Source organism: Pollutimonas bauzanensis, assembly GCF_900129885.1.
Classification (GTDB): Bacteria; Pseudomonadota; Gammaproteobacteria; order Burkholderiales; family Burkholderiaceae_B; genus Pollutimonas; species Pollutimonas bauzanensis.
Genome location: NZ_FQXE01000023.1, coordinates 1 through 13,063 on the forward strand (window position 1 = coordinate 1; position 13,063 = coordinate 13,063).

The window sequence follows — 13,063 nt, forward strand, 5'->3', positions numbered from 1 at the left end:
AGGCAAAAGCTTAAGAAAATTGGAGGCCCGGGTGGGTCAGTTTTACTCCGGCCGAAAAGCCGGAAAGTGGGTCAGTTTTAAACCGGCGTTGACACTTACGCCAGCCTGTACCGCTCACTCTCATGCCCGGCCTTGCGCGCCTGAATGCAATCCGCGATGCGCTTGCAGCGGAATTCCCGTGGGCGCATGACGCGCTGAGGGTGATCATGAGCGGCCTCGTGGCTCGACAGCGGCACGGCGTCAGGCGTCTGGGCATGCAGCCCATATTGTTGGCCGGCAACCCGGGAAGCGGTAAAACACGATTTGCGCAGCGCCTGTCCGACTTGCTCGGCACGCCCAATGCGCTGATCAATTTAGCGGGAATGTCCGATGTCAAAGTGCTCAAAGGCGTCACTCGCGGCTGGGCGAGCAACCGGCCGTCACGTTTGATTGAGTTCATTGGACAAGTCAAAGTGGCCAATCCGCTTTTTGTCCTGGATGAGATCGATAAGGCCCAGACCTATGATCACGGCAATGGCGGGCGCCCGCACGATGCGTTGCTCGATCTCTTGGAGCCAGGCAATGCTCGGCGTTACAACGATATTTACCTGTTAACGGAATGCGATCTCTCCCACTGCTTGTACATCGCCACGGCCAATTCGTTATTGACGTTGCCAGAACCTCTGCTCTCGCGCTTGCAACCGGTGCTCTTTCCGATGCCAGGACCCGAGCATACTGAGGTTATTGCTAGAGGTATCGTCACGGATCTCGAGCGCGAGTGGAACGTACCAAACGGAGCGTTGACCGTGTCAGCGCGCGATATCGAACGGCTGCGCGGCCTGGGCCCACGTGAAATGCGCCGAGCGCTGTTGGGACTGTTCGGCGACGAAGTACATTCTGCGATCTACACATTGCATTAACTGAAACAGCCTGAACGCTATCAATTGGGACAGGCTACGCGTCAAGCTGAAGGAAATTATCATGACCACGTATCGCCAATGGCTTCCCGCTAATGACACCGGGCGTGACTTCATCGTCGGGGACTTGCACGGCTGTCTGGATCTATTACAGGCCGAGTTAACACGCGCCGATTTCGATCGCAATAGGGATCGACTGTTCTCGGTCGGAGATTTAATTGATCGCGGCCCCGATTCTATGGGATGCCTGAGGTTACTCCGCGAACCGTGGTTTTACGCCGTTGTAGGCAACCACGAAGATATGCTGCTCAGCTATTACAAGAAGCGGAATCCAAACTATCACAGCGCGCCGGATTTCATTCGCAATGGTGGAGGCTGGGTGCATCGGTTAGATGAGCATGAAAAATCGGAGCTAGAGGACGATCTTTTGCCTCGGGTGCTGGCGCTACCGTACGTGATCACCGTGGGCCAGGATCCCGATATGTTTCATGTGACGCACGCCGAGCTCATGACAGGCGCGCCTGATGAGAACTATTGGTCAGCTATCGCTGGGTTGCCCATCGACCAATCTCCTAAGCAAGTATTAACCGATGCGATGCTGACCGACAGGGTACTGTCTGAAATGACGGGTGCTCTCACCTGGGGTCGACGCCTGATTCTTAACGCCAGCGCCCAGGAAGCCACGGAAATCGAGACACGAGCGGGAAAAATATTGATGAGCCAGAAGCCTTGGCACGCGGGATTGTCATTAACGTATGTTGGCCATACGCCATTAACCCAGATGGTGCTATATGAATCGCACCTTTTCATTGATCGCGGAGCGTTCAAAAGAGGGGCCAACACATGTTTGTTGGTGCTTAACCAGGACAATGTTCGCGGATGGCTCGGGTGTAACAGTAATGACCCATCCCGATCAGGTGATAGTTAAGGACGCTCAGAGATAACTAACAGCGCTCGCAGCTCAGCAATGCTTATCCCACAGCGGGACTCACCTTTTTGCTGCTAATAGCTGAGGACCTGCGTCTTGCTTGAAGCATAAAGCCCGTACGCTGATCGCTGCCTATTAAAAGGCCATTCCCCGCGTGCAGACGCTTCGGAAATAAACTTCGTATATCCAAGCTGATGACCCTGACGGCGACATGTTGCTAAAATATAAAAACACTTGAAAAGTAACTACCGTTACTTTATAGTCGTACCATGAAAATTATGAGCTGGCTATTACTGACCTACAAGGTCCCTCCCGAACCACCAAAAAGACGCGTGGCGTTATGGCGCAAGCTAAAAGGAATGGGCGGGATTTACCTGCAGAACGGCGTATGTCTACTGCCCAAGACCGATGATCATGTTCGCCAACTCAAGATGTTGGAAAACGAGATCTTTGAAATGAAAGGCGATTCCGTGATCCTCGAAACCGTCGCCTTAGATCCTTCCCAAGAAGAGAAAGTCATCGCGCGCTTTAAAGCCGACCGGGATGAGGAGTACGAGGAATTTCTAGACAAGTGCAAGGATTTCGAAGGCGAAATTGCCAAGGAAGTCGCTGCAAACCATTTCACCTACGCCGAGTTGGAAGAAAACGATGTCGATCTTAAAAAGCTGCAAAACTGGCTGGAAAAAATCCGCAAGCTAGATTTTTATGGCGCCACGCTTGCCTCTGACGCGCAGAAGCGGTTGAGTGACTGCGAAACGCTGCTAGATGTCTATGCGCATCAGGTTTTCGATGCGCAATCCGAGAACCGCTAAGGCAACTGCCCTCATGAAATCATCAGAGCCTCAACAAACGAGTACCGCGCGGCCTTCAATGTCAATATATTCAGATATGGGCTTACGCCGTGTAGTGATCATCGTCGCGTTGGCAAATCTCGCATACTTTTTCGTTGAGTTCGCGATGGCACGGCGCATCGGATCGGTTTCGCTGTTCGCCGACAGCATCGATTTCCTGGAAGATGCCTCAGTCAATCTATTAATCGCGCTAGCGATTGGCTGGTCGCCACGCAATCGCGCCCGCGTTGGCATGTTGTTGGCCGCTATCCTTATGGCCCCTGTCCTAGCGTTACTGTGGACCGCATGGCAGAAGTTTAATGTTCCGACTCCGCCTGAGCCGTGGCTGCTGTCATTGACCGGTTTAGGGGCAATGGTTGTAAATTTTGGGTGTGCTCTCTTGTTGGCACGATTCCGACACCACGGCGGCACGCTTACCCGAGCCGCTTTCCTTTCGGCGCGCAACGATGTACTGGCCAACATCGGCATTATCTTAGCGGGTGTGATCACGCTTCAATGGTCTTCGGGGTGGCCGGATCTGATTGTCGGTCTTGCCATTGCGGCGGTCAATGTGGACGCGGCCAAATCAGTGTGGAGCGCTGCCCGGAAAGAACACTTGCTGCCCTCAGCATGAAAGAAGCCGCGAAGCGTGATGAGGTCGATTCGAGTATGCCATTGACCTCTTGAGATTCCCAAATCCATGATTGCAATTGATATCCTACGTGAAAGTCTTCATTTTTCCGAGACCGCTATTCCCGGAAATGTTTCTCTATTACTAGCCGTTGTCGATCATTTCCGAGGGCTTTCCGTCTACGTACTGAAAGCGACCTTTGCGCTTTTCGAGCCCAGGCTGTTCATCGTCCAGGCCTTGTTATGCGCAGGATGGAGGTGGCATCAACGGCATCAGCCAGGGACGACCATCACTTGGGTATCTTTTAGGCGCGAAGCCGCTTTTTGTCTAATTTGTTTTATCGCCTGCGTTGGCGCCGTGGGTCTTCTTAAGATTACGCTTCAGATTCCTCGACCCGAGTATGCCTTGCAGCACTTTATTCCAAGACTGTCGGCGGGCGATCCCTTCGGTTTCCCGAGTGGCCATGCGGCAATAGCCGCAGCGGTGGCCTTTGTATTGTGGCGGCGAGCATCCACTTTCGGTCGTGCAGTTCTGGCGGCCATGGTTGCTTGGGTGATGACGGCCCGCTGCATCGCAGGGCTGCATTTTCCATTCGATGTGCTATCGGGGGCTGTCATCGCTTTGGTAACCGCTGCATGCATATCTTTAATATATCGTCTCTGGCGATGCAATATGCGGAGCTCTGAGCATCATGTTGTCTGAGTCACTTGATTGGCATAGCCGTTGTAATAAACAGGAATACTCAGTCGATTGTCTTTATTTACTCGTAGGGGATTAGCATGATGCTCTGGACCCATGCCGGACCTTCGGTTCTGGCGGCATTTCTGGCTTCGCTGGTGGAGTTTGTCGAGGCACTGACTATCGTGCTTGCCGTGGGCACTGTCAGGGGCTGGCGATCCGCACTAACAGGGGTGGCCGGTGGCGTGGTTCTGCTCGCTGTCATGATTATTGCGTTTGGACCGCTGCTGGGACAAATACCCATCAAATTGCTGCAAATATTCGTCGGCATGCTTTTGCTGCTTTTTGGCATGCGCTGGCTGCGTAAAGCCATACTGCGGTCCGCAGGGGCCATCGGACTGCACGATGAACAAGCGGCCTTTGATGCCGAAACGGCCCAGTTGCGCGCGACCAGTGTAAAGGCGGCAACCACGCTCGATCCCTTGGCCGTGGCCACCGCCTTCAAGGCAGTATTGCTTGAGGGCATCGAAGTCGTGTTCATCGTTATTGCTGTAGGCGCCACTGCCAATATGCTTGTCCCCGCCAGCGTGGGCGCCGCTCTAGCAGGTGTGCTTGTTATTGCGCTGGGCATAGTGCTGCAAAAGCCTCTGGCTCGCATTCCAGAAAACACGCTCAAATTCGCGGTTGGCGTATTGATTTCGGCTTTCGGTATTTTCTGGGTCGGGGAAGGATTCGGCCTAGTCTGGCCAGGCGAAGATCTGGCAATTCTGGCGCTGGCGGTCGCGTTGCTTATTGTGGCGCTGGCTTCGGTCAAGCTTGCTCGCCATCGACTTCAATCTATGGAGGTTGCGTCATGACCGGGCTGATCGAATTTTTGCAAAAACTAGGGCGCTTGTTCGTGGATGATGGAAGTCTGGCGATTGCACTGATTGGATGGTGCGTAGCGGCCGGTCTGCTCTTGCCGACTTTTGCCCCGCAAAACGTGTGGAGCGCGCCCTTATTTTCCTTAGGATGCCTGCTTATTTTGATTGGCAATGTCGCCCGTAGCGCCGAGCGACACAAAAAGCGATAGCGATGATGTGTTGTTCATGGCGCATTTCATTTACTTATGGATACGGCGACTGACCCATATGAATAACGGTATGGCTGCAAGTTGCGCCACAACACAAAACACAATCGTCGCCCATACAGAACGGTCGTAAAGCATGCCTATTGCCGCACTACCGGCAAACCAGAATACGCCATAGCCGGCCGTAAACAAACCAAACGCTGAAGCTCGACGCTCGGAAGAGACCATCGGCGCAACAGCGGCCGGGATAATGGATTCATGCACGCCCATACCAAGACCCCAAATAGCGGCTCCGACTAGGGCCACCCAAAAATTCCCCAGGAAAACCAGCGGCGCAAAGAGCGCTGATAGCAATGTCAGGCCTATGAGCACACGAAACCCATAACGATCAAAGAGGCGTCCGAAGAGCAGCGAACCGCTGCCGCTGACCGCCATCGCAACAGCATAAAACGCGGCGATCCATTCGTTTGGAACGGTATGAGCGCGACTGAAGTGATAGGCAATCAAGGGGTAGTCGGCAAAACCCGCTGCAATCAAGCCCGCCCCAAGCAAATAGATCCAAAAGACACGCGGCAAGCCATTACTTGCTTCAGAGGGGGATTGCACAACCAAATCCTGCGGGCGTGGATAGCGCCAACGCGCAAGCCCGACAAAACAGAGATTGATCAGAGCGGGCAAAGCCAGCACGGCAAACGATTCCCGATAGCTGCCGTGTTGGGCAAGTATCAAGGCAACGACCAAGGGGCCGAATAGCGCGCCCAATTGATCGAGCGATTCGTGTATGCCAAAGACCCAGCCGTATCTGCCTACCTGTTGCGCAGCATAAGAGAGCATCACGTCGCGCGGGGGATTACGGATGGCTTTGCCAACCCGTTCCAGAATGATCAGAACGGCGGCTGCCTGCCAGCTATGTGTTAAAGCCAGGGCGGGCACTGCCGCCATTTGCAACACATAGCCACTGATGGTGATAGGCCAAAATTGTTGTGTAGTATCGGCCAAACGACCCGAAACCAGCCTTAGCCCATAGCCTGCCAGTTCGCCAAAGCCGGTAACTACGCCAACAATCGTCGCCGTCGCCTGCAAGCTGGCCAGGTACGGCCCAAGAATGCTGCGCGCCCCTTCGTAGGTAAAATCCGCAAAAAAACTTAGTACACCGATTAGCAATACAAACTGATAGGCGCGGCGGCTTGGATCCGCGGCGGGCTTTGAGTCGTGTGTCAACATGTCCGTTTCCTGTGCTTGGGCTCAATAGTGAGCACATGAGGCAAGCCTGGAAGCGGAAAACGGGAAACAAAAAATGCCTACAACTCCCGATCCAGGAAGGTGTAGGCATCATCAGTCGCTGATAGCGACGGTTAGCGGAGGAATGCCATCTCCGTCGGTGCAAAAACCAAGGTGGCGTTACACGCAACCCTCAATTAGTCGGTAGTTCTTCTAAATGTGCGGTGTCATTGATACAACGTATTGTGATCTTCCCATCATGGATGTCAATATGATTGATGCAGCAGGGACTTTGCGCCACGCGCCAATAGGCAGAAAGCGGCTGATCTAACAACTGGAGCAACAGGGCACGGTTTACGCTGTCATGCCCGATGAGCAAGACCACATCCGATTTGTTCGGGTGGCGTTCTAACACGGTACGTAAACCATCGGCCGTGCGCGCTACGAGATCTTGCAATGACTCCCCATCGGGAAAGCGCATCAGATGCGGGCTGTTGTACCAGGCCTGATAAAGCGTTGGCCAACGTTCGCTTACCGCTTCGTGCGTTAATCCCTGCCATTGGCCATAATCGAGGTCATGCAAGCCATTAAGCACTTTGGATGAAAGATTCAGTGCTTGTGCAATGGGCGCGCCGGTGGCGATGCTTCGGCCCATGGGGCTGGTATACAGCGCCACAGGCGAAAAACGTGCAGCCACCCGCTGCGCTAACACGTGCGCTTGGCGCTCCCCAAGCGGGCTTAACGGGAGTTCGGCACGACCTCGAAATCGTTCGGGATTAATGCCCTCGACATGGCCGTGGCGCATAAGAATCAGTGTAGTCATTGATTTTCCCTTATCCAAAATAAAATAATTGAAGCGGACCCAATTCGTAAGGACAACCCCCTGCATCGGCGGGCATCAATCGGGGTCGCCTATCAGTCCAAATTCCACGCGTGTCTTGGAGTAAAACAAATGAAGCGCCGGTTCGGCGGCTAAACGCGTCATGAGTTCTTCACTTTCTGCGTCGGTCACCACCACCGTAATTTCTATGGGTTGATCCGCCAGGTCAAAGAAACGCGCCGAATGAAGGCGGTGATGTCCGCCGAGTCCTTCTTGGGCGGCCGTCATCGTAGCGCCCCGAATCCCCATCGACTGAATAAGCGCCATCAACCATTGATGCAGAGGGTGATGGCCATGGCGGCGGTCTTGTTGTGTAAAGAACGTCAGTTGATAGCCTGTCATGATCGTGACTCCGTTAATTAACTACCGGATAAAGACTGCGCGATGGCAATGCCAAGTATTGTTAAAGCGATTGAGCCTATGACATGCAAGCCAATTTCTAGCGCGGCGCTGGCTAGTTCCCGGCTCTGGATCATGGTGCCAACTTCCAGCGAAAACGTGGAAAAAGTCGTCAAACCACCCATAAAACCGGTAATCACAGCCAGACGCCATTCTGGCGCCAGCCCACTGTGATTGGCGAAGAATACGCTGGCAACACCTATGAGCAGGCCACCGATCAAATTAGCGGCCAACGTGCCCAGCGGTAGTGTCGGCCAAAGCGAGTTCAAACCCATGCCCAGTACCCAACGCAACAAGGCACCGAGGGCAGCACCGATAGAAATTGCAAAAATTGCACTTAGCATGGCAGCCGCCATGTAATGGAGCGAGATGATTGTGGCCGGACTTGCGGCCGAACCCAACCCATGGCCGAGCATGGAGAATGAAAAACGAAGGAAGAAAGAGGCATCTTAATCATGGAACCGGATCTTTGCGTACGCGTTATCCTGGACCACAAATCGCTGATGCATACCGCCTACAGCCCTTGTGCCAGGGACCTGTAGGCATCATCAATCGGCTTGCGCCGATGGTTAAAGGAGGAATGCCATCTCCGTAAAGAGTGTAACAAGCCCAACGATGGCACGCAATACGTATAGGGCATAAGGCCAGGATTGCCGAAACGCACACACCGATGTAGACTGTGTTACAGGAGATGGCATTCCTCCTTATAACCGCCCAAACCGGCTGATGATGCCTACCAAACTACTCCTGTTACGCAGGAAAGGGATTGGTGGCGCCGGTGAAAAAAACCGTTATAACCCTACCCATAGCGCCTCACTGTAACGCTTGTTACTTTTGCGCGGCAGCGAATTTCCCTGTGCGCGCGGCTCTGCAATTTAGTCGCGAGCCCTGAGGAGCAAGCATGGTACGGGACATCCTGCTCCAGATTGCCCAAGTTGCCACGGTGCTTCTTTTGTCACCCTTATTGCAAGGCCTCATCCTGCAATGGGAAGAACGCGTTCAACGCGCGCAAGGGCCGGGTATCTTCCAGCCCTACCGTGATCTATGGAAGCTGTTTCACAAGCAGCAGGTCGTACCTGAGACCGCTAGTTTTATCTATTGGTTAGCACCCATCGTTGCCTTTACGTGCATGCTAACGGTGCCGATTCTTATTCCCGTGCTGACCAATTACCCGTTGCCGGCATCGGACATGGGCGATATTTTGGGCGGAGGCTTAATCCTCACGCTGGGCGCTTTCATGATCACGCTGGCCGGATTGGATTCGGGCAGTGCCTACGGGGGCATAGGCGCCTCACGATCCGCCATGTTGGTTATCTTGGCCGAACCTGCGCTTATTTTGGTATTTGTCGGCATTACGCTGCTGGCCAAATCCATGCTGCCTTTTGTCGTGAACCATTTGCTGGTGCGCCAGCCCGAGCTCTATTGGAGCCCCGCTCATCTGTTTCTGGTGGCGGCCTTCTTTATTCTTCTGCTGGTCGAGACCGACCGGTTGCCCATTCATTCCAGCACGCATATTGAAGTCTACATGATTGAAGAGGCTCGGGTTCTGGAGTATTCGGGTCCGTTACTCGCCTTGTTGAAGTGGGCTTCCATGATGAAGCAGGCCATCTTCTACATCCTGTTCTGTAACGTGTTGGTGCTGCCGTGGGGCCTTTCCTATCGGGGCGAAGCCCTGGGAGTCTTGGGTGCCCTCATTGCACTTTTATTGAAATTCATGCTCGTTGCCGCGGCGGTCGTTTTTGTCGAAACCGCACAAGCGCGCTTGCGCTATTACCGCTATCAGGAACCCTTGGCTGCGTCTTTTCTTTTAGCCATCCTGGCCATTGTCGCCAACCAATTGAGGTAAAAACCATGCTCGCTGCGCACTTACCACCCTTGGCCGCTTCACTTTTTAGCTTATTGGCCATAGGCAGCTTGCTATTGGCGTTTGTCATGCTGGGTTCGCGCTGGCTCAAAGACTATTTGCTGGCCTTTGCCGCGCAATCCTGGCTGATCGCGATTTTGTCGGCGGCCATTGGCTATTACGGGCACTTTACCGAGCTGTACTTGATTGCGGTCCTGACGGCGGTGTTTCGCGGCATGATCCTGCCGTGGATGATATTGCGGGTTGTCGACCGGCTGGATGTCGATCGCGAGTTGCAGGAGCGCTTGTCGGCGAGCACGAGCCTGGTACTAGGCGGGCTCCTGACGCTGTTCGCCTTTGTGGTCTCTACGCACCTGGCGCAGTCGCTAGACCTGGCCGGCACGGTCGCCGTACTGGCACTGACGGTCATGCTATCGATGAAATTAATTGGCTTTCTGATGTTGGCGGTGCGTGGCGAAGCCGTGAGCCAAGTGCTTGGGCTGTTGGTCCTGGAGAACGGTATTTTTCTGGGTAGCCAGATTCTGATACCCGGCATGCCCTTGCTGATCGAGCTGGTCATTCTTTTTGATTTGTTGGTCGTGGTGGCATGCTTTGGCGTTCTGGTGCGCTATTTGGCCGTGCATGCCGGTGCCACCAACGCGCGCGCCTTACGCAGATTGGTGGGCTGATGACCATACGACTAATCCTAATCATTTTGCTCGCGCCGTTGGCAGCTGTTCTAGGCTGCTTAGCAGTACGCCGGCCGCGACCCGCCGAATTCTTGAACTTAGCGGCGGCCGTTGCCGTATTTCTGGCCACGTTACGGCTATTGCCCGAAACCTTGAATGGTCCATTCTACTTTTGGAATGACTATTTGATCGTGGATGCGTTGGGTACCTGGGCGCTGCTGTGCGTATCGAGTGTGTATCTGCTGGGATCGATTTACGCCATAGGCTACATGCGTATTCTCAATGTAGAGGTGCGTTTGCACCGCTTCTATGCGCTCTATGCCGGGTTTGGCCTGACCACGCTAACGAGTCCGCTCATGAATAACGCCGGGGTGTACTGGATCGCCATTGAGCTGACCACCTTGGTTTCCACGTTTCTGGTGTGTTTTGAGCTGAGCCGTGAAAGCATCGAAGCCGCCTGGAAATACATTGTGATTGTGTCGGCCGGCATCAGTTTGGCGCTTCTGGGCACCATACTGTATTACTGGGGCGCAAGCCTCGTGCTAGGCCCAACCTACGATATGACGTGGAAAGCGCTCAGAACCGCTGCGCCGCACATGAATCCGGCTATCAGCACAATCGCTTTCTTTCTTGTTATTGTCGGGTTCGGCACCAAAGTCGGACTCGCGCCCATGCATACCTGGCTGCCCGATGCACATAGCGAAGGACCGACACCTGTGTCGGTCATGCTCTCCGGGGCGCTGCTGAATACGGCCATGGTCGGCATTGCACGCTATTTGCAAATTAGCGACGCGGCGCAGATCGGGCTGCTGCCACGCGCGTTGGTTGTTGTGCTGGGCACGGCGTCGTTGGCGGTGGCGGCCTTGTTCATCGTTCGCCAAACCAATATCAAGCGGCTGATGGCCTATTCCAGTATTGAACACATGGGTATTTTGGCACTCGGCTTTGGATTCGGTGGCCCCCTGGGCGTGGCCGGCGCGCTTTATCACATGCTGAATCATTCGTTATGTAAGTCGCTCATGTTCTTCGGCGCCGGCAACGTCATGCGGGTATGGGGCACCAAGAGAATCAAAGCGATACGCGACGTGCCCCGCCGGCTTCCCGTTTCGGGCTGGTTGTGGCTTGCCGGCGCCGTGGCAATCACCGGAGCCCCGCCTTTTGGCCTGTTCTTAAGCGAAATCGTCATCTTACGCGCCGGTCTGACCACGGCCTTTGTCTGGGCGGCGTTTCTGATGGCGCTGCTGCTGATCGTCGTCTTTATCGGGTTTCTGAATCATTTTCGTGCCCTGTACTTTAGCCCCATTCCAGATAGCCATCGTGATACATCGACCTCGAATAAGAAAACAAAGGCGCCAGCCGACTTTCCCTCGGTCTGGTGTACCTTGCCGATGTGGTTGGCCTTGATCCCGTTACTCGTTCTGGGTTTGTGGTGGCCCGATTTCTTTATGCGTTTCTTTGCCGCTGTAGCCGCCGGACTGGGCGCAGGAGGCACACCATGAACGATCCGCGTATTGAAGATCTGGATATTGATCAACTACCCATGCGCTGCCAGCAGTTAGTAACGCAGGGCGGTCGTCTGGACTTTGCCTACGCCTGGTTTCCCAACCAGGATACCGATCCCGAGCTTCGATATATTGTCCATCCCGCACCGAGTCAGCCATTACACATCTGGCGTTGCCGCCCTGGCCAAGCGTCCATTCCTAGCCTTGCCGACATCGCTCCCCTGGCGTCATGGTATGAACGCGAGATGAGTGATCTGTGCGGGCTGCACTTTCGGGGTCAAGCCCATACCCAGCCGCTTGTCTTCTTGCCGGGTGCGACTGTAACAGCACCTCCGCTGAGTTTGGCCAGCGCCGAACCGCTGCTTCGCTATAAGCCGGTGGCCTATGAGCTACCGCACATCGGGGGTCCGGATCGGGAAGATATTCAGGTGTTGCCCTTTGGACCAGTACGCGCCGATGTCGTGGAGTCCGCACAGTTTGTGTTTTTCTATATTGGCGAAGCAATCCTGCACTACCATGCGCAGCTTTTTTTCAAGCATCGCGGCATGGAAAAACGCTTCGAAGGCCGACCATCGGATTTAGGCGTGGTATTGGCCGAACGGGTCTCAGGCGTGGGTAGCGCCGCTCATGCTCTGGCGTACAGCCAGGCGATCGAAGCCGCGGCGGGCTGCGTGGTGCCACCAAGGGCGCAAGCACTACGCGTCATTCTGGCTGAGCTGGAGCGTCTATACAACCATTTGCATTATCTCGGTCATTTGTGCCATACGACGACCTTGAAAGTGGGTGAGGCGCAGGGCAAGTATCTGGAGGAGCTTGCCAAGCAAATCAATGCCCGAGTGGCCGGCGATCGCTTACTGCGTAACCTGCTCTGTCCTGGCGGACTGCGTCGCAATTTGCAGTTGGAAGGACTCACGTTTGATTTGCAAAAGTTACAGGATCGGTTCGCGCCTTATGCACGCATGCTCGAAACCAGTACGCCGCACCTGGACCGCCTGATAACCACCGGTCTGTTAACGCGGCAAGCCGCGATCGATCAAGGCGCCACGGGCCCCATTGAACGGGCTTCGGGAATCAATCGAGATCTGCGCCGCGATCATCCGTATGCCGGCTATGCGTCGCTATTAGTGGGTGCCACGGTGAAAGAAGCCGGTGATGCGCATGCACGCCAACAGGTCCGCATTACTGAAATCGAAAATAGCTTTGGCTTGATTGAGCAGGTCATGAATACGCTGCCATCCGGACCGACCCACGTTCCATGTACGCCCTTGCCGGGCAGTGAGGGGTTGGGCTGGGCGGAGTCGCCCCGGGGCTCGCTCTATTACGCGGTACATATCGGCGGCGACGGCCGTTTGGCGCGGGTCAAAATCAAGTCGCCCAGCTTTTCCAATTGGCGCGTTTTTCCGTTCACGGTGCATGACAGCAACATGATGGACTATGCGATCAACGAGGCCAGTTTTGGCCTGACCACGGCCGGTTGCGACCGCTAGGAGATAAGTG

15 protein-coding genes and 3 riboswitches are annotated in these 13,063 nt (G+C 54.7%); of the genes, 11 read left to right on the plus strand and 4 right to left on the minus strand.

The window, feature by feature from the left end; all coding sequences use genetic code 11:
• Window positions 1–122 precede the first annotated feature (122 nt).
• The 7 genes from BUB23_RS24940 (at window position 123) to BUB23_RS26910 (ending at window position 5,035) form a co-directional block, all read left to right on the plus strand.
• Window positions 123–899, plus strand: a complete 777-nt coding sequence (locus BUB23_RS24940) for an AAA family ATPase (protein WP_073104195.1) — start codon at window positions 123–125, stop codon at window positions 897–899.
• A 61-nt stretch (window positions 900–960) separates the two neighbouring features.
• Window positions 961–1,824 (plus strand): metallophosphoesterase, encoded by an 864-nt coding sequence (locus BUB23_RS24945; RefSeq protein ID WP_073104197.1) that lies wholly within the window; start codon window positions 961–963, stop codon window positions 1,822–1,824.
• Window positions 1,825–2,102: 278 nt separating this feature from the next.
• A complete protein-coding gene (locus BUB23_RS24950) occupies window positions 2,103–2,636 on the plus strand; it encodes a Chromate resistance protein ChrB (RefSeq protein ID WP_245801288.1) in 534 nt (177 codons plus the stop codon).
• 13 nt (window positions 2,637–2,649) lie between these two features.
• Complete coding sequence (locus BUB23_RS24955) at window positions 2,650–3,288, plus strand: cation efflux transmembrane domain-containing protein (protein WP_245801289.1); 639 nt, start codon at window positions 2,650–2,652, stop codon at window positions 3,286–3,288.
• A gap of 66 nt (window positions 3,289–3,354) precedes the next feature.
• Entirely contained in the window at window positions 3,355–3,987 is a 633-nt protein-coding gene (locus BUB23_RS24960; RefSeq protein WP_073104201.1) for a phosphatase PAP2 family protein, read from the plus strand.
• A gap of 77 nt (window positions 3,988–4,064) precedes the next feature.
• Complete coding sequence (locus BUB23_RS24965; RefSeq protein WP_073104202.1) at window positions 4,065–4,820, plus strand: COG4280 domain-containing protein; 756 nt, start codon at window positions 4,065–4,067, stop codon at window positions 4,818–4,820.
• The gene (locus BUB23_RS26910) at window positions 4,817–5,035 is read left to right on the plus strand and encodes a hypothetical protein (protein ID WP_143161000.1); all 219 of its coding nucleotides are present in this window, start codon (window positions 4,817–4,819) and stop codon (window positions 5,033–5,035) included. The genes BUB23_RS24965 and BUB23_RS26910 overlap by 4 nt, the downstream gene beginning before the upstream one ends.
• 30 nt (window positions 5,036–5,065) lie before the next feature.
• Here BUB23_RS26910 and BUB23_RS24970 read toward each other — a convergent pair whose 3' ends face one another.
• The 4 genes from BUB23_RS24970 to crcB all read right to left on the minus strand — a co-directional run bounded on the left by BUB23_RS24970 (window position 5,066) and on the right by crcB (window position 7,876).
• Window positions 5,066–6,256, minus strand: a complete 1,191-nt coding sequence (locus BUB23_RS24970; protein WP_073104204.1) for an MFS transporter — start codon at window positions 6,254–6,256, stop codon at window positions 5,066–5,068.
• Between the two features lie 95 nt (window positions 6,257–6,351).
• Window positions 6,352–6,418: riboswitch (Fluoride riboswitch) on the minus strand.
• A 28-nt stretch (window positions 6,419–6,446) separates the two neighbouring features.
• Window positions 6,447–7,076, minus strand: coding sequence for a histidine phosphatase family protein (locus tag BUB23_RS24975; RefSeq protein WP_073104522.1), 630 nt, complete (start codon window positions 7,074–7,076; stop codon window positions 6,447–6,449).
• Between the two features lie 75 nt (window positions 7,077–7,151).
• The gene (locus tag BUB23_RS24980) at window positions 7,152–7,475 is read right to left on the minus strand and encodes a DUF190 domain-containing protein (protein WP_073104206.1); all 324 of its coding nucleotides are present in this window, start codon (window positions 7,473–7,475) and stop codon (window positions 7,152–7,154) included.
• Between the two features lie 17 nt (window positions 7,476–7,492).
• Window positions 7,493–7,876 (minus strand): fluoride efflux transporter CrcB, encoded by a 384-nt coding sequence (crcB, locus tag BUB23_RS24985; protein ID WP_073104524.1) that lies wholly within the window; start codon window positions 7,874–7,876, stop codon window positions 7,493–7,495.
• A 188-nt stretch (window positions 7,877–8,064) separates the two neighbouring features.
• Window positions 8,065–8,132: riboswitch (Fluoride riboswitch) on the minus strand.
• Window positions 8,133–8,210: 78 nt separating this feature from the next.
• Window positions 8,211–8,275: riboswitch (Fluoride riboswitch) on the plus strand.
• 158 nt (window positions 8,276–8,433) lie between these two features.
• Here crcB and BUB23_RS24990 point away from each other — a divergent pair.
• From BUB23_RS24990 to BUB23_RS25005, 4 genes are all read left to right on the plus strand, one after another.
• Complete coding sequence (locus BUB23_RS24990; RefSeq protein ID WP_073104207.1) at window positions 8,434–9,378, plus strand: respiratory chain complex I subunit 1 family protein; 945 nt, start codon at window positions 8,434–8,436, stop codon at window positions 9,376–9,378.
• Between the two features lie 86 nt (window positions 9,379–9,464).
• Window positions 9,465–10,064, plus strand: coding sequence for a hydrogenase (locus BUB23_RS24995; RefSeq protein ID WP_245801290.1), 600 nt, complete (start codon window positions 9,465–9,467; stop codon window positions 10,062–10,064).
• The gene (locus tag BUB23_RS25000) at window positions 10,064–11,563 is read left to right on the plus strand and encodes a proton-conducting transporter transmembrane domain-containing protein (RefSeq protein ID WP_084136049.1); all 1,500 of its coding nucleotides are present in this window, start codon (window positions 10,064–10,066) and stop codon (window positions 11,561–11,563) included. The genes BUB23_RS24995 and BUB23_RS25000 overlap by 1 nt, the downstream gene beginning before the upstream one ends.
• On the plus strand, window positions 11,560–13,053 hold the full coding sequence (locus BUB23_RS25005) for a hydrogenase large subunit (RefSeq protein ID WP_073104212.1): 1,494 nt from the start codon (window positions 11,560–11,562) through the stop codon (window positions 13,051–13,053). Before BUB23_RS25000 ends, BUB23_RS25005 begins: the two co-directional genes overlap by 4 nt.
• Window positions 13,054–13,063 lie beyond the last annotated feature (10 nt).

Excerpts from the sequence above, each read along its gene's own strand:
- BUB23_RS24940 (WP_073104195.1), top strand. The coding sequence starts at position 123 with ATGCCCGGCCTTGCGCGCCTGAATGCAATCCGCGATGCGCTTGCAGCG.
- BUB23_RS24945 (WP_073104197.1), top strand. The coding sequence starts at position 961 with ATGACCACGTATCGCCAATGGCTTCCCGCTAATGACACCGGGCGTGAC.
- BUB23_RS24950 (WP_245801288.1), top strand. The coding sequence starts at position 2,103 with ATGAGCTGGCTATTACTGACCTACAAGGTCCCTCCCGAACCACCAAAA.
- BUB23_RS24955 (WP_245801289.1), top strand. The coding sequence starts at position 2,650 with ATGAAATCATCAGAGCCTCAACAAACGAGTACCGCGCGGCCTTCAATG.
- BUB23_RS24960 (WP_073104201.1), top strand. The coding sequence starts at position 3,355 with ATGATTGCAATTGATATCCTACGTGAAAGTCTTCATTTTTCCGAGACC.
- BUB23_RS24965 (WP_073104202.1), top strand. The coding sequence starts at position 4,065 with ATGATGCTCTGGACCCATGCCGGACCTTCGGTTCTGGCGGCATTTCTG.
- BUB23_RS26910 (WP_143161000.1), top strand. The coding sequence starts at position 4,817 with ATGACCGGGCTGATCGAATTTTTGCAAAAACTAGGGCGCTTGTTCGTG.
- BUB23_RS24970 (WP_073104204.1), bottom strand. The coding sequence starts at position 6,256 with ATGTTGACACACGACTCAAAGCCCGCCGCGGATCCAAGCCGCCGCGCC.
- BUB23_RS24975 (WP_073104522.1), bottom strand. The coding sequence starts at position 7,076 with ATGACTACACTGATTCTTATGCGCCACGGCCATGTCGAGGGCATTAAT.
- BUB23_RS24980 (WP_073104206.1), bottom strand. The coding sequence starts at position 7,475 with ATGACAGGCTATCAACTGACGTTCTTTACACAACAAGACCGCCGCCAT.
- crcB (WP_073104524.1), bottom strand. The coding sequence starts at position 7,876 with ATGCTAAGTGCAATTTTTGCAATTTCTATCGGTGCTGCCCTCGGTGCC.
- BUB23_RS24990 (WP_073104207.1), top strand. The coding sequence starts at position 8,434 with ATGGTACGGGACATCCTGCTCCAGATTGCCCAAGTTGCCACGGTGCTT.
- BUB23_RS24995 (WP_245801290.1), top strand. The coding sequence starts at position 9,465 with ATGCTGGGTTCGCGCTGGCTCAAAGACTATTTGCTGGCCTTTGCCGCG.
- BUB23_RS25000 (WP_084136049.1), top strand. The coding sequence starts at position 10,064 with ATGACCATACGACTAATCCTAATCATTTTGCTCGCGCCGTTGGCAGCT.
- BUB23_RS25005 (WP_073104212.1), top strand. The coding sequence starts at position 11,560 with ATGAACGATCCGCGTATTGAAGATCTGGATATTGATCAACTACCCATG.